The organism is Ekhidna lutea, from assembly GCF_900188325.1.
GTDB lineage: Bacteria > Bacteroidota > Bacteroidia > Cytophagales > Cyclobacteriaceae > Ekhidna > Ekhidna lutea.
Genome location: NZ_FZPD01000004.1, coordinates 396,244 through 418,757, shown reverse-complemented (window position 1 = coordinate 418,757; position 22,514 = coordinate 396,244). Strand labels below are relative to the sequence as shown.

The window sequence follows — 22,514 nt, the reverse complement described above, 5'->3', positions numbered from 1 at the left end:
GTTTCAAATAATTTATAATGCAAATGTCCTGCATAGGTATACGCAGGAGGTAACACTTATCAGAAGAGATGTTGTAAGATTCGGAAAAAGATTATTCCCTATCCACTTTAGAGGTTTTTCTCAAAGATATGACTCAGCCAACCAGGGTTTTCATTTCCTTTCTAAAATCAGAAGGTGTTTGGCCGGCTTTCTTTTTGAAGACATTTGAAAAATAAGATTTCTCATTGTAGCCAAGTTTATAAGCAATTTCGGATATTGTTTTATCTGAGCTGGCCAGTAGGTTTTTAGCTTCAATGAGTTTCCGGGTCTCTATTATTTCAGAAACACTCTGTTGCAATATTTTCTGGCAAATAAGGTTAAGATTTCTTGAGGTCATAAATAGCTTTTCAGCATAGAACTCAACTCCTTCGGGTCTATGAAAATTCTCTTCGAGTACTCGTAAAAAATTAGTGAATGTTGTGCTTTGAGATTCAATTCCTTTAATGTCTGGGACATGCTTTTCCATTTCTCCCTCTATCATTACAAAAAGAGCGCTCAATAAATGCCTAATTATGCTAAAGTCAGGTTTCGCCTGTTTTAGTTCATCATTCATTAGCTCACATAACGCCAATAGCCTGTCAAAACACCTGCCTTTTGCTAATTCTATATTCGCACTATTATGAAATAGAGTATATAAGTGAAAGGTTAGTTCAGCAATAAATTCACTTTTAAAGCGAATCCCCCAAATCAAACACTTCCCCTGCTCCACTCGTGGAATCAGTCTGTGGGCTTTCCCTTTTGTAACGAAGCTAATATATGGGGAATTGAACTTTTCAGACTCAAAATCAATAAAATGCTCAAGTGAACCTTCCACACCAATTAGCAATTCTTCAAAATCGTGTTGGTGAATCCCATCCGGCATAGAAGCGATACGGTTGGCCTCTTTGAGGTCAACTTTAAATATGTGAATTAGTTGATCCAATGTTCGTCTAAGGCGTTACACCTTAAACATAGTTACTAATTTGTTCATTTTTGTTCTTCTAAAGTGTATTTGGATGTTGTCGCAGTGTGCTTAATGAAAGCAAATCTTAATTGATGAAACTTTCAATCACTTTGAGTCAATATGATTCTGATTGAATATTGCCTTAATTCTTCATGAATTCACCCTAAAAATCACGAAAAGTAGCGGTACAAAATTACCCGGCCGGGTAAAAAATAACCACTTATAATCGTCCTCTATTATACTAAAACGCCTTTTATGCGATTAAAAGGCGTTTTTTTTATTGGTATGCATATTGTAATGAGCCAACCAAAATTAATAGTTCAAGATATGGCTACATCGAATGAAAGTATTTGCTCCACCTGCAACCACTTTGAAAATTGTATTCTAAGAAGCGATAAGATTATTTGGGATTGCTCTGAGTTTGACAACAATGAAAGTTCTCATTTAATGCCTGGAATACTGCTTTTAGAATCAATTGAAGCAAGAGCGAGGTTGGCTATCTAATTACAGAAATCAAATCAATAGTTTAATTAAAATAATCATGAATAATAGCACAATGATTTTGTCAAAAGCACAGTCAAAAGGAGGGTTACTAAAGAACGTTAAGCAACAGTTTAACAAAGCAGCAGATCTGATGAACCTTGATCAGGGAGTTAGGAAAATACTTCAGATTAACAACAATGAAATTGTGGTTCATTTTCCTGTGAGAATGGATAATGGTGAGATTGAAATCTTTAAAGGTTTTCGTGTGCAACACAATAATGCGCTAGGGCCATACAAAGGAGGACTTAGGTATCACGAAACTATTGACATGGATGCTTCCAGTGCTTTAGCATCATGGATGACGTGGAAGACGTCATTGGCCAGATTGCCATTCGGGGGAGCGAAGGGAGGAGTTCAATTCAACCCAGCTTTATATTCTCAAGCAGAGGTAGAAAGAGTTACTCGTCGATTTACGTATGCCATGGGAGATAATATAGGTCCGGAGTATGATATTCCAGCTCCTGATGTTAATACCACACCACAAACTATGGCTTGGATCGCGGATACATATATGTCTACAAAAGGGCCAGACGAGAGAGCAAAATCACAGCACATTGTCACAGGAAAGCCTGTAGGTGCTGGTGGTCTTGAAGGAAGGGATAGGGCAACTGGTTTTGGAGTGGTAGTAAACATCAAAGAATGGGCAAACTATACTGGTCAATCTTTAGTAGGTAAGCGATTTATAGTTCAGGGTTTTGGAAAAGTTGGCTATTGGGCAGCTCACTATTTATCTAAAGAAGGTGCGATTATGGTTGGAGTTCAAGACGAATCAGCTTCTTTATACACTGAGGATGGAATAGATGTTGAAACACTCTTCAACTATTCAAGAGCCAATAATTTCTCCATTGCCGGATTCAGTGGAGCTATGCACATCGCTGATGAGGATTTTTTCGCTTTGAACTGTGATATATGTATCCCAGCGGCACTTGGAAATCAAATTACCATTGAAAATGCACATTTGATTAAAGCAAGTCTGATTGCTGAGGGAGCCAATGGTCCTGTAGATCCGGAAGCAGACGAGATTTTGATTGAGCGCGGCATTACCATTATTCCTGATATTCTGTGCAATTCAGGAGGCGTCATTGGCAGTTACTTCGAATGGTTACAAAACCGAAACGGAGAATTGTGGGGTGTGGATATGGTCTTGAATAAACTCGAAAATTACATTATTGATTCATATCGGCGAGTTATGACCAGAGCTGAAGAATATAAAACAGATGCAAGGTCAGCTGCTTATATCGAGGCAATTGCAAGGATAGAAGTTGCCTATAAACAAATGGGCATTTTCCCATAATTAATTAATCAGTATAGAATATGAAAAAGCAACAAATAATATTGGAACAAAATGAATATCAGCTACTTCTAAATCTGATTAAAAATGGCAATTATCCTGATCTAATTACGCAAAAATGCATGAAGTCATTATCGGATGAGATGGAGAATGCCATTGTGAAATCCAATAAAGAAATGCCAGATGACATTGTGAGGCTGAATAGCATTGTTGATGTTCAAACTCCATTTGGACCAAAGCACAACTTGCAGATTGTTCTTCCAGTCCATCGGGATATTAGCAGGAATAAAATCTCCATTTTGTCTCCTCTGGGATCAGGGTTGATTGGATATGCAAAAGGTGACAAAGTAAAATGGATGTTCCCCAAGGGTACTGGAACCATCCAGATTTTGAAAGTCAATAATGCGGCAATGGAGCTTGCTTAGGAAAAAGAAAAATTTAAAAACATTAAAAACAATAAAACAATGAAAAGAACGAGCAGAATAGGAAGGACAATGACGATGTTGGAGTACTGTAAGTATCTCCTTGACAAACTCAGTTTTGACCCGGAACTCCTGGAAAAAGAGTACCGAAAAGGATTGAAATATTTAAGTCCTGCCGATCAGGTAGAGCTTAAGCAATGGATAAAAGAAAAAAGATTGGAATTGGAATTAAGTTAAATACTACAGTTATGAAATGGAAAGAAATTTTAACAAAGAAAAGAAACGAGGCATTGATATTGTTCTCGATCCTCTTAATGATCGCAATGATTGGATATATGCACAAAACGCATCTATCTGATATGGAAGATGCAGTCACCTCTATTTATGAGGATAGATTGGTAGCAAAAGATTATGTATTTGGATTATCCAAAACGATTAATACCAAGAAGCTGGCTTTAAACTCAAGTGATGAGTTGGTTGAAGAGGTAGTGATAGCGAATCATACAATAGATCAATTATTGGTAAGTTTTGAAAATACAAAATTGACCAGCGAAGAAAGCGCTCTGTTTCTAAAGCTCAAAGATGAAATTGATCTTTCATTTGAATTTGAAAGTCAAATTATACATAACCCAATGTTGACCCAAAGAGATATGGTTATTCAGCAACTGAATAATCAATATGATTTGATTTTGGCTGATTTAGAAGACTTGTCAGAAATTCAGTTATACGAAGGGAAAAGACTGTTGGAATCCTCAAATAAAGTAATGGCATCAAATCGAATAACCAGTCGATTAGAAATTGCATTGCTGATTGTTGTGGTTCTGGTTTTTTTAATGGCTACTTCTTCCCCTAAAGTATTGATACAAAAAGACTTTTGGCATAGTTAGTACCTAGCTTATTAAATCAAGCTTTAAAACTTTCCAGATATAAAAAAGACATGGATTCAAAAATGACTTTGTCGCAGCGATTAAGAATGGGGGCGGCTTTAGTGGTTGTATTTCTTTTGGTATTAGCTACCAACCTGATGGACAGCAATCACTTTAAAGTTGTTCAGAAAGGTCTTACCACAGTATTTGAAGATCGATTACTTGCTAAAGATTATTTGTATAAAATCTCACGTCAGGTACAGAAAAAGAAGGTGATTATTCAAAGCTCTGATATTGAAGAATTGACTGACCTTAATGAAATGCTCAATGATTCTATTCAAGTATTGATACATCGTTTTGCATCGACAGAGCTTACAGAAAATGAATCATTGGCTTTTGAGTCTCTGCAAACTCATATTCGTTCATTGAATGAATATGAGTCTAATCTTCTAAGAAATGAATCCATTAACACCGAGTTAAACATAGCTGGAAGTGAAAGATATTTTTCAGCTATTTACGGTGATTTAGACTCGCTTTTCAAAATTCAACTCGAGGAGAGTGATAGAGTCATAAGCAATTCGAATCGAACCATTGATACAAGCAATCGGATATCAAGAATAGAAATAGGTGTACTAATTGTAATTGGCCTCTTGATACAGTTATTGATTTTTTTGAGACCAATAAAGTAGGAACATATAGGCCCAAATGTGATCTATGACATAAACAAGCAGCGGCTGCCAATAACTACTGGAACAATAAATGAGATGGAAGTTATTAGAAGTATAAAAAGTGAACTTATTGATTCAAATAGACCGATAGCAAAAGCAATTCACAAAACAGATTGTGGGAGCACTATGTGTATTGGATTCAATCGAGAGATGAAGTTAAATGAGCACGTAACCCACAAACCTACGACGCTGCTGGTATTATACGGTTCAATCATTTATTCTGAAAAAGCCAAAACTTTACAATTGGATCAGCTAGATCAATATAAAATCCCGATATCTATGCCTCATACAGTGGAAGCACGAGAGGATAGTATGATTTTGCTAATGCAAGGTTAACCAAAAGCACCGCACATTTTTTAGAGATTTAAGTTAGCAGTCCTCAGTCACCCTTTCAGAAGAATGATCTGTTAAAAACGGCGTTTTTTTCTAAATAAGCTGTCAATACGTGTACAAAAACACATCAAAACTGTTCTATAATAATTTTAGATTTTTTAATCCCTAAAACTTCCAAGTGGTTCAAAACTTCATCCATCATTGGAGGTGGGCCGCATAAATAGTAATACAGTCCCTTGCTTGTCATTTGCGATTTTATAAGCGATTCACTTACGTGCCCATTCATGAACCCATCTTTTCTTTCCATGGACAAAACATTAATAAAATTTTTTCCAAGGTGTTGGTGAAAGTAATCGCCTTCAATAATGTCTTGACTGGTTTTGTTTGCAAAAATCAGTTTATTGTTTCCAACTTTATTTTGCGACACTAAATCTTTGAAAATGGCAATGAAGGGTGTGATACCTGCACCACCTGCAATAAAAACTCCAACACCTTTGTATTGGATGTCACCAAAAACATCACCTATTAGTAAGGTATCATTCTTTTTTAGTTTGGCGATTTGTTTAGTCACTCCATCATGTTCCGAGTATATTTTTATATAAAACTCCAGAAATGGCTCGGTAGGTAATGAGGTGATTGTAAATGCTCTAAGCTCATTTTCCATCCCGGCGGAGTTCAGTGCAACATCAACAGCTTGTCCCGGAGCGTATTCAATGTCAGCCGGTTTTTCGGTTTTTAAGTGAACTACATCATGTGTAGCGTTTTCTATTGATAATATTTTTACCGTTTCCATGACTAAATTCTTTTCATTACCTGCTCTGTAACTCTGTCGCATCGACTAAAACCAAATTCAAAAATCTCAGTGTCATTTGACATCTCGTACAAGGTTTCTTTTATCATTCCTTTCGAGCGATGCAGTCTTATTTTAACATTTGAAATGCTGATATCTAAAGCTGCTGCAACATCCTTCAAACTCATTTCTTCAACCTCTCTCATTATGTAAACTGTACGGTATTTTTCTTCTAATTGGTCAATAGCATTTTCCAATAGATGCTTGGTTTCCTTTCGTGTCATTTTTTCTAGCGGATTTAATTGTCGGTTGTCGGGGAGTTCTAAAACAAATCGATCATCCGTATCTTGGCTATTGCCACCTAGATGTACCATTTTGCCTTTCTTTTTTATTTCTGCAAGTGACTCGTTAATAGCTATCCGAATGAGCCAAGTGGAAAATTGAGATTTCAAATTAAATTGGTACAGCTTGGTGTATGCCTTCAAATAGCTATTCTGCATCACATCCTCAATTTCAGATTCATCCTTTAGATAGCCTCTGATTATACGATATAGTTTTTGATTGTTACGTCTTACCAATATTTCGTAAAGCTCTTTTTCGCCACCTAAAATGCGCTTAATAACTGTTTCCTCTTTTATTCTGTGATTGTTAAAATCATTGATATCTACTGCTTCCATAGTTCACAATCTGTTTTTCATTTTAGATGCCGAAACCTCTAAAAGGGTACAAAAATTTGTATCCTTTTTGGAATTGAATCCTCTAATGGAGGTAACAAGTTTTGAACAATTAAAATTTTGAAATCATGAACGCTAACGTACAATTTGTGAGAGACCTCCTAAAATATACTTTTGGGCTTGTCCCGATCGTAGCTGGTCTGGATAAATTCACCAATCTTTTAACCAATTGGAGCCAATATCTTTCGGATGGATTTGCCAGCATGTTACCCTTTGAAGCTGCAACGTTTATGATGATTGTAGGTGTTGTGGAGATCGTTGCAGGTGTTTTGGTGCTGACCAAAACAAAAATTGGGGCGTATGTTGTTTCGGCTTGGCTGGTTGCTATCGCTTTAACATTAATTTTTAGCTGGAGCTATGTGGATGTTGCCGTAAGAGATTTGGTTATGGCAATTGGGGCGTTTTCTTTGGCAAAATTATCCGAACCAAATAGTAATTGATATTTTAAATTCTTAATGAAAATAAGGGAATTATGATGGGTGTGAAGAAAGGATTCACCTATCTGTTTTCCCTTATTTCTTTGAGATACGCAATCGCATAGACGTGAAATTCATGATGCTTAATTAATGGAATCAGGTTCCTCTATTTTTCATGATCTTGGTGCATAATTTTGATTTTAGAAATCAATAATTCAACACTAACCTCTAGTTTATCAGCTATTTTAAAAAGCGTAGTAAGAGTAGGTTGCTTATGTCCATTCTCTAATCGAGAGATATGAGTAGCATGTGCGCCTCCTCAAAAAAACCAAACAAAAATAAGCGGCTCCACACGTCCGACCGCTCCAATTAAAATTGCAATGCCAGCACATCCCACGCTGAACCAAAGCCTTGCATTTTACCCACGCCACTTCTGAAGAGAGCTTTCTTTTTTTTCTTTTTTTCTTTTAGAAATCAATTATATGGAAGGCTTTTTCAATCACATGAATCCATCAGTTATTACGAATGTCCTTGGTAGAATGAATCAGCAGGAGTTTGAGGAATGCATGGAGTTTATCAAAGGCAAAGCATTAAACCTGCCTGATGGAAATAAGAGGAGGATGTACGTCAGGTTGTTCGCTTGGTGCCAGGCACATCAATCAATCAATTTCCCAAAAAAAAAGCCCTCATTGTTTTGAGGGCTGAATGATTATTTAACTGAATCTCTTTTCCTCCTCGAGGATCTGACCAGCCACTTCAGAAGTACCGAGATGCTGAAACTCACTATTGCTCCAACAGTTGCCAATATCACTGTCCGGAGAATGTCCCCGGCATCAATGTTCATGACAACACTCAACAGTGTTCCACCTACGGTACCAGCTTTTGTTCCTGATGCGATTTGATGATCACTCATCCTCCTCACATTTATCATCGACGGCTGTTTGACTTACAGCGCCGAGTACTGTTCCACCGGCAACCAGGTAGCCACCAACGGTGACGATTCCAGCAGGTAGGGCAATTGGAGATGCCAAGATTGCACCACCAGCTGCGGCCAGGCCTAGCCCAATAGTTCTAAGCACCTTAAAGAATTTAGGAGTGGGTGCCTTCACTCTATCAACAACGTTCATATCGATTTGCTTTTGAATAGTTAGAAATACCTCCTCATCTCGATCCAAAACTTCAAAGAGGAGGTTTTGAAGTTTCTCTGTAGCCTTCTGAGATAAAGACCCGATTCCCGGAGCATCTAATTTGCTTACTGGCGCAATGCATCCTTTCAGTTCCTTCAATGCATTGTTAGCCGGGTGCAATAGAATGCCCGATCTGTCAGGCACTTTCTCCAGGATCAAATGACTTCCCCTAGTCTTGGTGTAGCGTTTTCTTATCTCATAAGATCCTTCCGGAATGCAGGAAACATTCCTTCGGTTTTGGAGCCAGGGAAGCTCTATGGTAAAGCAAACCAGCTGCTTTCCATGGTAGAGCTTCCCATTGGTTCCGTTCTCATGGTAGGTTCTTTTCAGAATTACTTCCATGTGGCAATTACTCAGCTGGGGCTTCCACGAATTGGTCAAGTCCTACAATGGCCAACGGATTGTATGATCCATTTTTCAATGGATACATCGCTCCATTCACCTCCTGCAAGAAGTCAATTCCCAATACCAGGAAGATATCCAGCTCATTGTCTGCAGTCAGGTTCACTGCCAAATCCAGTTGGTTAACCACATCCGGTCCAATGACCAATTCACCGCTATCCACTTGCTGAAATTCAAACGCCTCTGTTTCAAAATCAACACCTGCAGCACCTACCAAAAACTTCATGTGCGTAGCACCTGAAGGAAAGGCAATGGTGTTACCCGGAATGAAATCTGGGATGGTCACACCACATGCTCCGGAAGCTCTATCAACTTGTGATTGGTAAGGAGCATACATAGTAGCGCCCAGCTTCCCATTGATGTTGAAATCAAATCCACCGAGGAGGTTCAAATCACCCTGAGCGATTGACCTTTGTCCCCTGGCACTGTTCGTGTCAGTTTTGATGATTCGCAACATCTCCTTGGTCAGCCTGCTTGTGACTTTTGAGTCTGATGCATTCTGCAAAAGCAGTCGCAAAGCATTTCTCAGGATCTTCCCGGCCTTGCCGGCACGTCCAAATTCAGATCCGTTTTCACGGGTCCTTTGGAAGGCCGGATCGTTGCGGATTCGATCACCGTCCACGCCACCTTTTTCCCTGGCTAAATAGCCATCTTTTGATTTGTAAAAGGACACATCCCCGATGGTTCCTTTCAGTTTAATGATACCCTTTTGTCGAGCCATAACTTTATAAAAATTTGGTTTATGGCTGAAAAAACGCATATTTAGAAGTGCTTGACAATTACCGTATTCCGGCTTTGATACCATCTGACACTTATTGCCGAAGATGCCTCATGGATTAAGCATAGATGGCGTATGAAGGAAACTAAATGAAGCTAAAACGAATCATAATCTACCCGAAGGATATTCAGCGCATTACTGGTAAAAGTGAGCGCTACGGTAGGCTTATGATCAAGCGAATCAAAGAGGAGCTAAAAAAAGATGATCACCAGCTGGTGACCATCCATGAGTTTTCACATTATACCGGAATAGACCAGAACCTCATTGAGGAGTTTATTGATTGACCGCTTTTCCGAATCCACTTGCGCCAAGTTTATTCTTCAAAGCTTTCATGTCTTCGCTCACTTTTTCTTGGACCACTTTAGCATAAATCTGGGTGGTCTTGAGATTCTTATGACCGAGCATACTTCCTACGGATTCGATCGCTACTCCGTTGGATAAGGTAACCGTGGTAGCGAATGTGTGTCTGGCCATGTGAAAAGTAACATTCTTTTTAATGCCGCAGATTGTCGCAATCTCTTTTAGGTAAGCATTTACCCGTTGGTTTGAAATGATAGGTAAGAGACAACCTGTGTTCAATACAATGGGATGGGTTTCGTATTTCTTAATGATTTCCGCTGGAATAGGAAGAAGTGGAACATTTGATGAAGATCCAGTTTTGGTTCTATCTACAAAAATCCAACATTCACCATCCATACCTTTTGAAATATTGTCTGGTGTTAGCTTCTTAACATCTGAGTATGACAAACCAGTATAGCAGCAAAACAGAAAAGCATCCCTAACATGTTCAAGTCTCTCAGCTCCAAATTCTTTAGAGTATAGTTCTGATAATTCCTCTTTGTTTAGATATCCTTTCTTGACTTCTTTGGTGGTAATCTCAAACCGGGCAAACGGATCGCGATCAAGCCATTCATTTTTTATGGCCAAGATGATGATTTTCTTCATTTGCCGGATGTATTTCATTGTCGTATTATGTCCGATACCCTTAGTTGATTTTAGGTATAGTTCATAGTCATTCACAAACGTGTAGTTAAGATCCTTCAGAGCAAAATCCTCTCGGCCATAGTGATCTTTCACAAACGATTCAACATGTCGATAGGCGGTCTTGTATCTTTCCAATGTCCCTGATGAATACTCTTTACCCACCTGCTTTTCAATCGAATCATTGTGATATCTAAAAAGCTTCAGCAAGGAGTGTTGCTTATTGGTCTTACCAAGGAATAAATTTTTTAGAGTTGAGGAGGAAATATACTGATCGTCCTCAACCAGTTTATCATAGATTTTTTGAAGCTTTACTTCCATTTTAGAAAGGTGATAATTAATTACCCGCGCTTCTTCTGAATTCCCACGAACCTTACCAGCATTAACATTCCATTTCTCGGGCATCACTTTTTTGCCAGTGGCGAGTTCGGCCCTTTTACCATTGACAGTAATCCTTGCCATTATAGGAGCTTCACCTGTTTTTTTACTTATACGACTATTCAAAAGCCAAAAGAGAATGCTAAATGTGTTATTCATAACAAATGGTTTAAAACATGATTCTTTAGGTTTTGCAGGAGGGATCAGAACTCCCAATCCCTATATAAATATACTCAAAATGCATCAAAATGTCTCTTTTTGAGCTAAAAAAGATCATTCGGTTAACACTTTCTTTGTTAACCGATCTGTTAACCAATATTATGAAAACTAATGAATATTATGGGTAGGGTAGGAAATAAAAAACCCTCCATACATAGTGTATGGAGGGTTTTGGTACGGTTTGATAGTCTAAAAGTGAACTCGGAGGGATTCGAACCCCCAATCTCCTGGGCCGTAACCAGGTGCATTATCCAGTTGTGCTACGAGTCCAACAGGAGCGCAAAAGTAACAATTATGGTTTAAAATTTTCGTTACTGCTCCATGATTCTATCTTTGCCGAAATTTTTCAGGAGGCAGATTCATCATTTAACATTCATTAAGAAGAAAAACAACGAAAATGCCTCTTCTTTGCAGGAAATAAAACCAAACACATGAAGTATCTAATTGGAGTATTTTTTTCTCTTACTTTACTATCCGCTAGCGCGCAAGATGGCATGAAGCGACCTGATATCCCTGGCGATCTTATGGTGGATGTTGGATTCAATGTGTGGTCATCAATGCCTGGACCTTTGAAAAAGAAAGTATTCGCTTCGAAATCTATTGGCGTATACTATTCAAAACGAAAAGTATTGAATAATAAATTGTCTTTTAACTACGGCCTGGGTTTGGGTATGGAAAAGATAAGTCTGGGAGATTCCTCTACGCTTTTTAGTAATACGATTGTTGATGATACTTTGAGGTCGGTGGTTATAAACCCTAACCCACATAATTTTGATAAAAACAGACTAGCTGTCACTTATCTTGATATTCCATTGGAGTTGAGGTTTCACCCTAAAGGAACTGAAGAGGGAGAAGGACTTTTCATCGGAGCTGGTGCAATCATTGGGCTAAGACTAAACGCTCACACTAAATGGAAGTATGAAAACAATGGTGAGACTGTAATAGAGAAAACTTCAGGAGAGTTTAACCTTAACTCACTGAGATATGGCTATCAGGTAAGAGCAGGATTCAAAGGCGTTCATTTTTTCTATAAACGATACACCTCTAATGTGTTTCAGGATTCTTTTCAAGACGGAAGCAACCCGGTAATGACAACCATTGGAATCAATGTAACAGGATTCTAAAGAAAGAAAATGATGGTAAGGAAGCTATACACAAAACCAAGTATAGCTCCTATCCATACTTCTTTAGGTCTGTGGTATCCCAGATATAAGCGGCTAGTGCTTGTAAGTCCTGCAGCCAGAATAAGCCCATAAAAATACCATCCAAGGTTTAATCCTAAAGTCACTACCAGTGCACTAACGAAACCAACACCACACCAAATGGCAGCTGAGTGTATGCTGATTTTAAATTTTACTGTGATGACCAGCAATAAAGAGATCATAATGGAAACGCTAATCATGACGGTCATAAAAATCGGACCCATTCCAAGCTTCTCATCAAAAAGATAGGAAGAAGCTGCATAATAAAATGCAATGAAAATAAAGGGGCGAATTCTTTCGCTTCGCTTAGTTAGCTCAAGGTTTGATATAAAAGAGAAAGTCCGTAGGAGCAAAATGCTCAGTGCGGGCATTAAACCAGTCGTAATAAATACAACCAATACAAACTGCGGGATTATCTCAGGCATCACCCGGGGAAATAATTCAGGAGCCTTAGTGAAAAGCAAAGCACTCAAATAGGTTGCCATCAACAGTGGGTGAAATGCCACTGAAATTATCTTCATGAATATTTTCAAAGCTCTTTTCTGAGGCGTGCCACAGGTATGTTTAGCTGTTCCCTATACTTTGCTACGGTCCGTCTGGCAATGTTGTAGCCACACTCCTTTAGTGCCTTTTCCAGCTTCTCATCAGACAATGGTTTTGACTTATCCTCTGCCTCGATAAAAGATTTGAGTTTGTTTTTCACCTCCCTGCTGCTCACATCTTCACCAGATTCAGTAGAAATGCCTTCAGAAAAGAAATATTTAAGTGGGAAGACTCCAAACTCTGTTTGAACAGATTTACTGCTAGCTACCCTTGAAACGGTGGAAATATCCATATTAATTCGTTCGGCTATATCTTTTAGGATCATAGGTCTAAGCTTGCTTTCATCACCTTCCAGGAAGTATTCATACTGAAAATCAATAATTGCCTGCATAGTGTTTAGCAATGTCTGCTGTCTTTGACGAATCGCATCAATAAACCATTTAGCAGAGTCTAATTTTTGTTTAATGAAGGAAACAGTCTCTTTGAGCTTTTTATCTTTTTTATTGCTTTTATCGTATGCCTGTAGCATTTCTGAATACGACCGACTCACTTTCAATTGCGGAGCATTTCTCGAGTTGAGAGACAATTCCAGCTTTTCATCGTTGTTTACCAAAATGAAATCAGGGATGATATATTGAGTTTTGGCCACATCATCTCCTGTGCCGCCCGGTTTAGGGTTTAGTTTGGTGATCAGATAAATAGCCTCCCTTAGCAGGTTTTCGTCCTCTAACCCAAGCTTTCTGGAAATTTTGTCATAGTGTTTCTTAGAGAATTCGTTGAAACAAGAGTCGATGATGCGTTGAGCTACCTGTACCACTTCATTGTCATCGTCTTTCCTCTCTAGTTGTAGCGATAGGCATTCCTGAAGGTTTCTTGCTCCAATCCCTGCTGGATCAAAATTTTGAATTTTATACAGCAGATTCTCAAGCTCTTCTTCATCTGTTTCTACGCCCTGTGAAAATGCCAGATCATTTACAATTGCTTCAATCTCTCTTCGGATATATCCATCCGAGTCAATACTTCCAATCAACTGACGTCCCAGTATTTCCTGCCGTTCATCTAACTTAAGGTAGCCCAATTGAGAAATGAGGTGCTCATGGAGCGTCTTACCCATGGAAATAGGAGACTCTTTCTCTTCCTCATCTGGGTTTCTTCCATCTCCTTGCATTTTGTACCCTGCATAGTCGTCCTGAAGATAATCCTCTATACCCTCGTTGGTGGTATCGTATTCCTCCTCATATTCGTCTGTTTGTTCGTCAGACTCTTTTTCTTCTTTTCCTTCTTCCAACGCAGGATTCACTTCCAGCTCTTCTTCTATGCGTGCTTCCAATTCTGCAGTGGGAACCTGCAAAAGCTTAATAAACTGTATCTGCTGTGGAGACAGTTTTTGCTGTAGAGATTGTGAAAGTGTGAGTTTCTGCATTATTTAAGTCCTAATCAGTACTACCTCTGAGCTATGCTCTGAGGCATTATAATTAATAAAGTCTTTTCTAAGAGGCAAGCCTAAAAGCATAAGACCTCACAATGTGAGTCAAAAATATCACATTCGTTACTTTTGCGGCGCAAATATTTAACGATGGTAGACAAAATTAGAAGAACAAAAATCAGGCAAATTCTGAATGATGGAAAATCAGGAGCAGAATTATGTGTAAAAGGTTGGGTGCGAACGAAGCGTGCAAGCAAAAATGTTGCGTTTGTTGCGTTAAATGATGGTTCTACCATAAATAATTTACAGCTCGTACTTGACGCTCCAAAAATTGATGAGCAAACGCTTCGTAAAATCTCTACAGGTGCTAGTATTTCAGCGATTGGAGTTTTGGAGGAATCACAGGGGGCTGGACAAAGTGTGGAGCTTTTAGTTAAAGAAATAAAAGTGCTTGGAGAAGCTGACCCAGAAGAATACCCATTGCAACCGAAGCGTCACTCAATGGAGTTTCTGCGAGAGATAGCACACCTTCGCCCAAGAACAAACACGTTCGGGGCTATACTGAGGGTTCGACATGAAATGGCTTATGCCTTGCATACCTTCTTCCACAAGAAAGGCTTTGTAAATCTCCACTCGCCAATTCTTACTGCATCTGATGCAGAAGGGGCAGGAGAAACCTTCCGTGTTACTACGCTTGATTTAAATAATGTTCCAAAGAATGATGAGGGACATGTCGATTATAAACAAGACTTTTTTGAAAAAGAGACAAACCTGACTGTATCAGGTCAGCTGGAGGGAGAGCTGGCGGCACTAGCGGTTTCTGAGATTTATACTTTTGGTCCGACTTTTCGTGCCGAGAATAGCAATACAACCAGGCACCTGGCAGAGTTCTGGATGGTAGAGCCTGAGATGGCTTTCTATGACCTGGATGACAACATGGATCTAGCTGAAGAGATGCTGAAATACATGGTGTGTCATGCCCTTGAAAACTGCAAGGATGATCTGGAGTTTTTGAATAAGCGATTACTGGAGGAAGAGAAACACAAACCTCAGAATCAGCGAAGTGAAATGTCTCTTTTGGAAAGACTTCAGTTTGTGGCTGAAAATGATTTTGAAAGAATCTCCTATACAGATGCCATTGAAATTTTAAAGCGATCTAAACCGAATCAAAAGAAAAAATTTCAATACCTAATTGAGGAATGGGGTGCTGATCTACAATCCGAACATGAGCGTTTTCTTGTGGAGAAACACTTTAAAAAGCCTGTTATCCTTTTTAATTACCCTAAAGACATCAAGGCATTCTACATGCGACAAAATGATGATGGGAAGACAGTAGCCGCAATGGATGTTTTATTCCCTGGTATCGGTGAGATTGTAGGAGGCTCACAAAGAGAGGAAAGACTGAGTAATCTTGAAAAGCGAATGGAGGAAATGAATATTCCGAAAGATGAGCTGGAATGGTACCTGGATACAAGAAAGTTTGGTACGGTTCCTCATAGCGGGTATGGTCTTGGCTTTGAGCGAATGATTCAGTTTGTAACCGGAATGGGTAACATCCGTGATGTCATTCCATTTCCTCGAACCCCGGGAAACTGCGAGTTTTAATTGTAGTAACTCTCGATTAAATCTTTAAAAAGCTGCTGTTCATGAAGGTGAATGAAATCTGACTCACGGAATATGGTCGTTTTTTGAATTTTACCGGATTGAAGGGCAGCTTCTAAGTGCTGGATAGCGAGGGTTGTGTTCTTATCTTGAGCGTAAACTCTTGCTTTCAACCAGTTTGCATAAACACGATTTTCAGTAACAGCCTCCCAAATGGCTATTCCAATGAGCGCTTGTTTTATAAGCCCACGAGCTTTCATGCTTAATCCTGTCTCATAGCATGCAGCGCTCATATAATTGAGTACTCTGTCATACATCATTATTTCATAAAGGCTGGAAGATTTTTCCTTGAGATTTTTAATCTGACCAACTTTTTTCAAAAGCCAGTTTAAACTTCTGTTATTTGAGCTGTTCAGGTTAAAAGCAGATGCAATTGAGTCTTGGATAGCCTTCACCATCCCTTGCTCTTTATTAATGATTTTAGATTCTTCTCGCAGTAATTTTTTCGTGTTTTTGTCCTTTTCATTGATCAACGGTTTTTCCATTGTCAACTCATCCATGTAGATCAAATCAGAAAGTGGAATAGAATCTTTTTCTACTGTGATTTTTGAGTACAATGCTTCATAAAATTTACCGGGATCATTAGGTCTTTCAACCATTTGCATCCACAATAATGCGATCCGAAAGTCACTTGGGGTTGCCCAGTTGTGTTTGAGGTTACTGACCAGTAGGAGGTTGTCCATTGAAAGAGCATTCAGAAGTGATTGGAATGTTTTATGCTCCAGGTAGTTCATATCCCTGGCTCCAACAAGTCCTGCATATTTGAAGTTTTTTCTGTCCAAAACCATGTAGTGTGGCACGGTGGGCTGTGCAGCGCCAACACCAATCACTCCGTAAGCAGCCTTTGTAATCACTGCTATTGAAAGTGCCAGTCTGGAACCCCCTGAAAAGCCACTCAGTATTATCCTGCTGTTGTCTATTGAAAACCGACTTTCAGTGTCAACAAATATTGCATCTGCAGCTTTGAAGCTGTTATCATAGCTGCCATTTCTGGAGTTGTTAGTACACGCAAGAATGTATCCTAATTCTTCTGCAACTTCCGCATACAACTGAACCGGAACCTTACCTCTCGCTGCGGGTTCAAAAAAATAAACAATTGGCCATTTTTTATCTTCTGTATAGTTTGACGGGAGATAAACAGCATATGTCTGAGACTTATCATGCTTGCAGATAATCGAATCAGTCACAATGCCAGGCTTTTGAGCCATCAGATTGAAGGAGAGCAGAATTATCGATATGAAATACAGGATCCTCATGGCTAAAAAACATGAACGGAGGAAGGAACCCTGAATTTTGGATCACAATTCACTTAACGTATTTTTACTATTATGGAAGACTTTCTGGTCCTTTTTGAAAATATGCCTGCCATCCAAAAATTGCTATGGGTGATTGCCTGCCTGTTGTTTGTTTGGATTTTGGAAGCAATAATCCCTTTGGTTCAGCACAACTATAAAAAGTGGAAGCATGATGGCGTTAATCTGATATTTCTATCCTTTTCGCTCGTAATAAATGTATTAGTTGGAATAGCCACTGTTGGAGTCTTCTTCTGGGTGAGCGAATCTAACATTGGGCTACTTCAAATGGTGGAACTTCCTTTATTGGTTGAATTGCTAATTGCTGTGATGGCTCTGGACTTTATCGCTCAATATGTAGTGCATTATATGCTTCATCGAGTCAAGTGGATGTGGAAATTTCATATGGTGCATCACAGTGATACCAAAGTGGACGCAACAACCGGTACAAGGCATCATCCTGGCGATTATTTGCTTCGGGAATGTTTTGCGATAGCCACAGTGATTGTATTTGGAATTCCGGTTTCATTTTATGTTTTCTACCGGATTTGCACGATTTTCTTCACCTACGTTTCACATGCGAATATTTCCTTGCCGGTATGGCTGGATAAACCATTAAGTTATCTGTTTATCACCCCAAATGTTCACAAGTTCCATCATCACTTTGAACGACCATGGACTGATACGAACTTTGGAAATATTTTTTCACTTTGGGATCGAATTTTTGGCACGTTCGTCTATGATGATCCCCGAAAAATTAAATACGGACTGGATGTGGTTGATGAAACGAAAGATGAAAATGTTGGCTATCAACTAGGCCTACCATTGAACAAAAGTATCAAGACTGATTATTAGTGGAACTTTAGATAGAGGCGGAATGTATTATAATATATTATAATATAAATATATTTACCACCATGAATCTTTCAATTTATTTACCTAATGGGCTAAAAGAGCAATTTGAGGCTTACGTTAAAAGTAAAGGAATATCACGAAGTGCAGCTTTTCGAAACGCGATAGAGCTTTTATTAAAGCAGGATAAAAACACTTCATGGGGTACGTGGATTGATAAATTCGAAAGTGATCAATCGATTGAACCCTTTGAGAAATTCAGGGATGAATTAAAACCTCCAAATCAGGATATTTTTTAGATGAAGTATCTCTTTGATACATGTGTAATAAGTGATTTTGTAAAGGGAGATCTAAATACAATTGAGAAAATAAAATCTACCTCCCCACTTCAAATTGGGACTTCTGCAATTACAGAATATGAGTTGCGCTATGGTCTGGAAAAGAATTCTAATCTAAAAAGAGCTATTAAGGATGCTGTTTTGGGATTTCTAAATGATGTAGTTATTCTGCCTTTTGGGTCAAAAGAATCTATTGCTGCTTCAAATATTAGAGCATCACTTGAAAAAGCTGGAACTCCAATTGGAGCATATGATATACTTATTGCCTCCACTGCAATTGCGAATAACTTGATACTGGTAACTTCGAATGAAAGAGAATTTGAAAGAATTCAAGGTATTCAAATTGAAAACTGGAGATATGAGGAGAGATAATACACCATTAAAATAGATGAATTGACTCAATTACCATCACTCATATTTTAGTGTATTAGCGGGGTTTATAGATGATGCTCTGTATGCATGATAGGAAACTGTAAGCATGGAAATAATGAAAGTGATTAGTCCTGCTACAATAAAGGGCCATACTTCAATGCCAATTCTAAACGCAAACCCATTAAGCCATTCATTAAGTGAATAATATGCTAGTGGAATCGATATAATAAATGCCACAGCTATCAGAAACATAAATTCTTTAGATAACAGTACCATGATTTGCGCGGTACTTATTCCCAGTACTTTTCGAACCCCAATCTCCTTTGTTCGTTGCTCCAGGCTAAATGTAGCCAGTCCAAATAAGCCTAGGCAGGCCACTAAAATTGCCAATATTGAAAATATAAGCGTCACACTACTTAGTTTTTGTTCAGACTTGTATGAATCGTTTAAACGATCATCTAAAAAGAAAAAATCAAATGGACGTTGTGGTAAAACGGACACCCATGCTTGTTCTAAATCTGAAAGCGCATTTTGCACCTGCGTTCCATCAATTTTTACAGCCACATATTTAATAAATAGATTGAAAGCTCCAGGACGAGTGTTAAGAGTCAATACAAGTGGAGCTATTGGATGATGCTTTGAAGCAAAGTTGTAGTCCTTCACAACCCCCACAATTTGACCTTTCATTTCTCCTCGATATTCAAATCGTTTCCCAACCGCCTCATCGATTGACCAGTTCATGCTTTTCACCAACGTTTCGTTTACGATCAGTGCAAGAGAGTCATCTGTCTGAATGGATTGGTCGTACGCCCTGCCGGCCACCAGCGGGATATTCATTGTAGACGTAAAATCATGACGAACGTTAAACCTTGGAAAAGGCTTGGACTGTTCCATTCCTTCAAACTTGTAGTTGCCAACCTGTGATTTTGCACCTACTATTTCTTCTACGGCAGTTAAGGAGTGGATGTGTGTGCTTTGCAGTGCTGTATTCTTAAAATTTTCATAATGCTGGCCCATTGGTGATTGAAGCACCGGTATCATTACCACATCCTCATCACTAAATCCTGCATCCTTATTTTGTAAGTAGTTGAGCTGGTTGAGTACAATGAACGTTCCAATGATTAGCATAATTGAGATTGCGAACTGACTGGTCACTAGAACCCTTCGAAAGTTGAGGCCACTTGTTTTTAAGTGACTGTTTTTTAATACAAGTATTGTTTTGAATGAGGAAAGTACGAAGGCTGGGTAGAAGCCAGCCAAGAGTCCAATTCCAAGTCCGGCACCAATAAGGCCAAAGAAGAAAGCAGGTTCTAATAGGATGGAAAGTGGTACCGCTTTTTCAGTCAACTGGTTAAATGCCGGAAGCACCAGGGCAACAATCGCAATGGCTAAAATAAGGGACACGAATGTCAGCACAATCGATTCAAAAATAAACTGACTGATAAGCTGCGATTTCGCACTGCCAAGCGATTTGCGAACACCAACCTCTTTGGCTCGCTTGTTGGCTCTGGCGGTACTCAGGTTTATGAAATTTATGGATGCAATAATGAGAACAAATATTGCCACTAGCCCAAAGATGTAAACGTTTTTGATGTCACTATTGCCAGTAATTTCATAGTCCAGTTTGCTATGGAGATGTATGTCCTCAATTGGTTGTAACTGAAGTTCAATGTCTTCTTTAATAAAATCGGGGAAGTATTTAAGAACAAAAGGTTCCAGTTGAGCTTCAAACTCTTCTTTGCCCGTGTTTTCCTCAAGTACGATATAGGTCCAGCAGGGATTCCAATACCAGGTAGTTGGGTACCCTCCTCCGTAATTTTTTTTCAAACTAGAAAAGGAAACAATGAAATCAAACTTGAAATGGGCATTTTTAGGAGTGTCTTCGAGTACTCCCGTCACTAATAAATGATGATTTCCCTGAAACTCCAGTGTCTTACCCATTGGATCTTCATCTGTGAAATACTTTTTTGCCATTGATCGGGTGATCAAAACTGAATTTGGTTCAGCAAGTGCCGATTGCTTATCTCCGGCTATCAACTCGAAATCGAACACATTAAAAAATGTAGAGTCAGCAAAAAATATGTTTGGCTCATTGAAGCCTTTGTCAGCTACTTTATTAGCCAAGGCTAATGTTGGAGACTGGAAGTTGAAAAACCTAACAACCCCTTCAACTTGCCTTTCAAAATCATTCTTTAAAGCTGGCCCGGTCGGGAAGGGGAGGCTGGCAGAATGTTCTCCTACACCTTCACTTTCAAATTTTTCAACTACCCGATAAATACGATCTGATTTGGAGTGAAACTTGTCAAAACTGAGCTCATCATTGATATAAATACAAATCAAAATAGTGCAAGCCAGCCCGATTGCTAAACCGATGGCATTGAGACCGGAGTAGACTTTCTGATTAACAAAGTTTCTGTAAGTAACCTTCAGGTAATTTTTGAACATGGCAATGGTGTTTGGAGTTTGAGATTTTTGTTTAAATACGAATGGCCGGCATAAGCCAATTATGTCAAGATAGAAGAGAAGATTTGCTTTCCATTTTCTGTGTTCTGCGATCCGTTCAGCATAGAGTTCGTACACATCACCTCTCAAAATTTCGAGATGTTCTTCATGGCAAAACCATCCCAAGAACTTATCAGGCCACCTTGGAGGATGTTTACTGTGATCATTCCCCTGCATAGCTGACGTTGGGTAATGTTTGATATAAAGAAGACCTTAATTCGTACACTTGATCAAGCGCTTTTCTGCCAAAGGCCGTAATTTGATAGAACCGCTTGCGTCTTCCGCCTCGCTCGGCAGTTGCCCCTCCTTCATGAGAGGAAATGAAACCTTTCTTTTCCAGCCTATTAAGCGCAGAGTGAAGGGCACCTATACTCGGGTTGCGTTTAGTCTTTTCCTTAAGTTCATTCTTTATAGAAATGCTATAGGCATTGTCATGCAGTGATCCGACAATGAGTAGTACAAGCTCTTCGAACTCACCTAGCTGTGTGTGCTTCATGGTATGGTAATACGAAAGGATTTATAATTAGTTTCCTAATCGTATAACAAACGGATATGAAACAAAAAAACCCTCCCGAAACTCGGGAAGGCTTTTCAGGTGAGGAATAAAACAAGCCTTAAAAGTCAAGTGCTACATAAAGCTGAAACACCGAATTCTTTGCGTTATTGGCGGCTTCACCAGCAAAGGATCCAGACTTGCCTATTTCCCTCAGTCCATAGTTGTATCTTAAGCCAATTTGACTTGCGTCAAATTCAATAGCAGCTCCCCCGGACAACCCATAGTCAAATGTGTTGAAATCATCTCTGTCTAGCTGAGCCACTCCATTTACATTACCATTGGAGTCTACATCTTTAATGTTTACTCCAACAAGAAAACCTAAATATGGGCCAACGTGCAGATTGAAATCACCAACATGACCAACAAATAATAGAGGCATCTCAAGATAATTCAGATTGTATCTGTATTTACCACTACCTAGTGCACCATCATAAATGACTTCTGCTCCTTTGTTTGAATAGTTTAGCTCAGCCTGAAATGATTCATTTGCAGCCTGATGCCAAAGACCAAGATTCAAACCTATTTTCATGTTTTCATCACTCACATCATCTACATAAAGGTTGGCAAAGTTTGCCCCGCCTTTAAGACCACTTCTTTGGGCCATGATTGTTCCTGATGCGATTAAAAGTATGCTTAGAATTAATGCTTTAGTTTTCATAATTGTATTGTTTTATTCCATCTGATTTGTGAAAAATAGGGCCCGCTGTTCGCGGACCCGT

28 protein-coding genes and 1 tRNA gene are annotated in these 22,514 nt (G+C 39.0%); 14 read left to right on the top strand and 15 right to left on the bottom strand.

Annotated features, from left to right (window positions below; all coding sequences use genetic code 11):
• Positions 1–133 precede the first annotated feature (133 nt).
• Entirely contained in the window at positions 134–961 is an 828-nt protein-coding gene (locus tag CHB71_RS13005) for a helix-turn-helix transcriptional regulator (RefSeq protein ID WP_089357352.1), read from the bottom strand.
• Between the two features lie 276 nt (positions 962–1,237).
• On the opposite strand from CHB71_RS13005, the gene CHB71_RS18730 reads away from it, so the two are divergent.
• From CHB71_RS18730 to CHB71_RS12975, 7 genes are read left to right on the top strand one after another with little or no spacing between them, the layout of a single operon-like run.
• Complete coding sequence (locus tag CHB71_RS18730) at positions 1,238–1,486, top strand: hypothetical protein (RefSeq protein ID WP_144017419.1); 249 nt, start codon at positions 1,238–1,240, stop codon at positions 1,484–1,486.
• 37 nt (positions 1,487–1,523) lie between these two features.
• Positions 1,524–2,819, top strand: coding sequence for a Glu/Leu/Phe/Val family dehydrogenase (locus CHB71_RS13000; protein ID WP_089357562.1), 1,296 nt, complete (start codon positions 1,524–1,526; stop codon positions 2,817–2,819).
• A gap of 20 nt (positions 2,820–2,839) precedes the next feature.
• Positions 2,840–3,241 (top strand): GreA/GreB family elongation factor, encoded by a 402-nt coding sequence (locus tag CHB71_RS12995; protein ID WP_089357351.1) that lies wholly within the window; start codon positions 2,840–2,842, stop codon positions 3,239–3,241.
• 39 nt (positions 3,242–3,280) lie between these two features.
• Complete coding sequence (locus tag CHB71_RS12990) at positions 3,281–3,475, top strand: hypothetical protein (protein ID WP_089357350.1); 195 nt, start codon at positions 3,281–3,283, stop codon at positions 3,473–3,475.
• Between the two features lie 11 nt (positions 3,476–3,486).
• On the top strand, positions 3,487–4,125 hold the full coding sequence (locus tag CHB71_RS12985) for an MCP four helix bundle domain-containing protein (RefSeq protein WP_179213416.1): 639 nt from the start codon (positions 3,487–3,489) through the stop codon (positions 4,123–4,125).
• Positions 4,126–4,175: 50 nt separating this feature from the next.
• Complete coding sequence (locus CHB71_RS12980) at positions 4,176–4,793, top strand: MCP four helix bundle domain-containing protein (protein WP_089357348.1); 618 nt, start codon at positions 4,176–4,178, stop codon at positions 4,791–4,793.
• Positions 4,794–4,811: 18 nt separating this feature from the next.
• On the top strand, positions 4,812–5,168 hold the full coding sequence (locus CHB71_RS12975) for a cupin domain-containing protein (protein WP_089357347.1): 357 nt from the start codon (positions 4,812–4,814) through the stop codon (positions 5,166–5,168).
• Positions 5,169–5,292: 124 nt separating this feature from the next.
• Here the strand turns inward: CHB71_RS12975 and CHB71_RS12970 are convergent, their stop codons facing one another.
• Both CHB71_RS12970 and CHB71_RS12965 read right to left on the bottom strand, forming a co-directional pair.
• Positions 5,293–5,958 carry an FAD-binding oxidoreductase gene (locus tag CHB71_RS12970; protein WP_221406726.1) on the bottom strand — a complete coding sequence of 222 codons (666 nt, stop codon included), beginning with the start codon at positions 5,956–5,958 and terminating at the stop codon, positions 5,293–5,295.
• A 2-nt stretch (positions 5,959–5,960) separates the two neighbouring features.
• Positions 5,961–6,632, bottom strand: a complete 672-nt coding sequence (locus CHB71_RS12965) for an RNA polymerase sigma factor (RefSeq protein ID WP_089357345.1) — start codon at positions 6,630–6,632, stop codon at positions 5,961–5,963.
• Positions 6,633–6,757: 125 nt separating this feature from the next.
• Between CHB71_RS12965 and CHB71_RS12960 the strand changes: the two genes are divergently transcribed.
• Positions 6,758–7,129, top strand: coding sequence for a DoxX family membrane protein (locus CHB71_RS12960; protein WP_089357344.1), 372 nt, complete (start codon positions 6,758–6,760; stop codon positions 7,127–7,129).
• A 142-nt stretch (positions 7,130–7,271) separates the two neighbouring features.
• On the opposite strand, the gene CHB71_RS19230 is transcribed toward CHB71_RS12960, so the two are convergent.
• The 4 genes from CHB71_RS19230 to CHB71_RS12930 all read right to left on the bottom strand — a co-directional run bounded on the left by CHB71_RS19230 (position 7,272) and on the right by CHB71_RS12930 (position 9,415).
• On the bottom strand, positions 7,272–7,403 hold the full coding sequence (locus CHB71_RS19230; RefSeq protein WP_089357561.1) for a helix-turn-helix domain-containing protein: 132 nt from the start codon (positions 7,401–7,403) through the stop codon (positions 7,272–7,274).
• 411 nt (positions 7,404–7,814) lie between these two features.
• On the bottom strand, positions 7,815–8,018 hold the full coding sequence (locus CHB71_RS12945) for a hypothetical protein (RefSeq protein ID WP_089357342.1): 204 nt from the start codon (positions 8,016–8,018) through the stop codon (positions 7,815–7,817).
• Entirely contained in the window at positions 8,011–8,634 is a 624-nt protein-coding gene (locus CHB71_RS18935) for a DUF5675 family protein (protein WP_221406725.1), read from the bottom strand. The genes CHB71_RS12945 and CHB71_RS18935 overlap by 8 nt, the downstream gene beginning before the upstream one ends.
• Positions 8,635–8,641: 7 nt before the next feature.
• Positions 8,642–9,415: a hypothetical protein gene (locus CHB71_RS12930; RefSeq protein WP_089357341.1), complete on the bottom strand. Its 774-nt coding sequence runs from the start codon at positions 9,413–9,415 to the stop codon at positions 8,642–8,644.
• 146 nt (positions 9,416–9,561) lie between these two features.
• On the opposite strand from CHB71_RS12930, the gene CHB71_RS12925 reads away from it, so the two are divergent.
• On the top strand, positions 9,562–9,756 hold the full coding sequence (locus CHB71_RS12925; protein ID WP_089357340.1) for a hypothetical protein: 195 nt from the start codon (positions 9,562–9,564) through the stop codon (positions 9,754–9,756).
• Here CHB71_RS12925 and CHB71_RS12920 read toward each other — a convergent pair.
• Positions 9,746–10,990 carry a site-specific integrase gene (locus tag CHB71_RS12920; protein WP_089357339.1) on the bottom strand — a complete coding sequence of 415 codons (1,245 nt, stop codon included), beginning with the start codon at positions 10,988–10,990 and terminating at the stop codon, positions 9,746–9,748. The genes CHB71_RS12925 and CHB71_RS12920 overlap by 11 nt on opposite strands.
• A 256-nt stretch (positions 10,991–11,246) precedes the next feature.
• Positions 11,247–11,320 (bottom strand) — tRNA-Arg (locus CHB71_RS12915).
• 161 nt (positions 11,321–11,481) lie between these two features.
• Here CHB71_RS12915 and CHB71_RS12910 point away from each other — a divergent pair.
• The gene (locus tag CHB71_RS12910; RefSeq protein ID WP_089357338.1) at positions 11,482–12,174 is read left to right on the top strand and encodes an outer membrane beta-barrel protein; all 693 of its coding nucleotides are present in this window, start codon (positions 11,482–11,484) and stop codon (positions 12,172–12,174) included.
• Here CHB71_RS12910 and CHB71_RS12905 read toward each other — a convergent pair.
• Both CHB71_RS12905 and rpoN read right to left on the bottom strand, forming a co-directional pair.
• On the bottom strand, positions 12,171–12,773 hold the full coding sequence (locus CHB71_RS12905) for a phosphatase PAP2 family protein (protein WP_089357337.1): 603 nt from the start codon (positions 12,771–12,773) through the stop codon (positions 12,171–12,173). The two genes, CHB71_RS12910 and CHB71_RS12905, sit on opposite strands and share 4 nt — an antisense overlap.
• Positions 12,774–12,781: 8 nt before the next feature.
• Positions 12,782–14,218, bottom strand: coding sequence for an RNA polymerase factor sigma-54 (rpoN, locus tag CHB71_RS12900; RefSeq protein WP_089357336.1), 1,437 nt, complete (start codon positions 14,216–14,218; stop codon positions 12,782–12,784).
• Between the two features lie 153 nt (positions 14,219–14,371).
• On the opposite strand from rpoN, the gene asnS reads away from it, so the two are divergent.
• Positions 14,372–15,826: an asparagine--tRNA ligase gene (gene asnS, locus CHB71_RS12895; protein ID WP_089357335.1), complete on the top strand. Its 1,455-nt coding sequence runs from the start codon at positions 14,372–14,374 to the stop codon at positions 15,824–15,826.
• On the opposite strand, the gene CHB71_RS12890 is transcribed toward asnS, so the two are convergent.
• A complete protein-coding gene (locus CHB71_RS12890; protein ID WP_089357334.1) occupies positions 15,823–17,091 on the bottom strand; it encodes a hypothetical protein in 1,269 nt (422 codons plus the stop codon). The genes asnS and CHB71_RS12890 overlap by 4 nt on opposite strands.
• A gap of 120 nt (positions 17,092–17,211) precedes the next feature.
• On the opposite strand from CHB71_RS12890, the gene CHB71_RS12885 reads away from it, so the two are divergent.
• The 3 genes from CHB71_RS12885 (at position 17,212) to CHB71_RS12875 (ending at position 18,737) form a co-directional block, all read left to right on the top strand.
• Entirely contained in the window at positions 17,212–18,030 is an 819-nt protein-coding gene (locus CHB71_RS12885; protein WP_089357333.1) for a sterol desaturase family protein, read from the top strand.
• 62 nt (positions 18,031–18,092) lie between these two features.
• On the top strand, positions 18,093–18,326 hold the full coding sequence (locus CHB71_RS12880) for a ribbon-helix-helix domain-containing protein (protein ID WP_089357332.1): 234 nt from the start codon (positions 18,093–18,095) through the stop codon (positions 18,324–18,326).
• Positions 18,327–18,737, top strand: coding sequence for a type II toxin-antitoxin system VapC family toxin (locus CHB71_RS12875; RefSeq protein WP_089357331.1), 411 nt, complete (start codon positions 18,327–18,329; stop codon positions 18,735–18,737). It abuts the gene before it with no gap.
• 36 nt (positions 18,738–18,773) lie between these two features.
• Here CHB71_RS12875 and CHB71_RS12870 read toward each other — a convergent pair whose 3' ends face one another.
• From CHB71_RS12870 to CHB71_RS12860, 3 genes are all read right to left on the bottom strand, one after another.
• The gene (locus CHB71_RS12870; protein WP_089357330.1) at positions 18,774–21,416 is read right to left on the bottom strand and encodes an FtsX-like permease family protein; all 2,643 of its coding nucleotides are present in this window, start codon (positions 21,414–21,416) and stop codon (positions 18,774–18,776) included.
• Positions 21,403–21,735, bottom strand: a complete 333-nt coding sequence (locus CHB71_RS12865; protein WP_089357329.1) for a PadR family transcriptional regulator — start codon at positions 21,733–21,735, stop codon at positions 21,403–21,405. Before CHB71_RS12865 ends, CHB71_RS12870 begins: the two co-directional genes overlap by 14 nt.
• 118 nt (positions 21,736–21,853) lie before the next feature.
• The gene (locus CHB71_RS12860) at positions 21,854–22,453 is read right to left on the bottom strand and encodes a porin family protein (RefSeq protein ID WP_089357328.1); all 600 of its coding nucleotides are present in this window, start codon (positions 22,451–22,453) and stop codon (positions 21,854–21,856) included.
• Positions 22,454–22,514 lie beyond the last annotated feature (61 nt).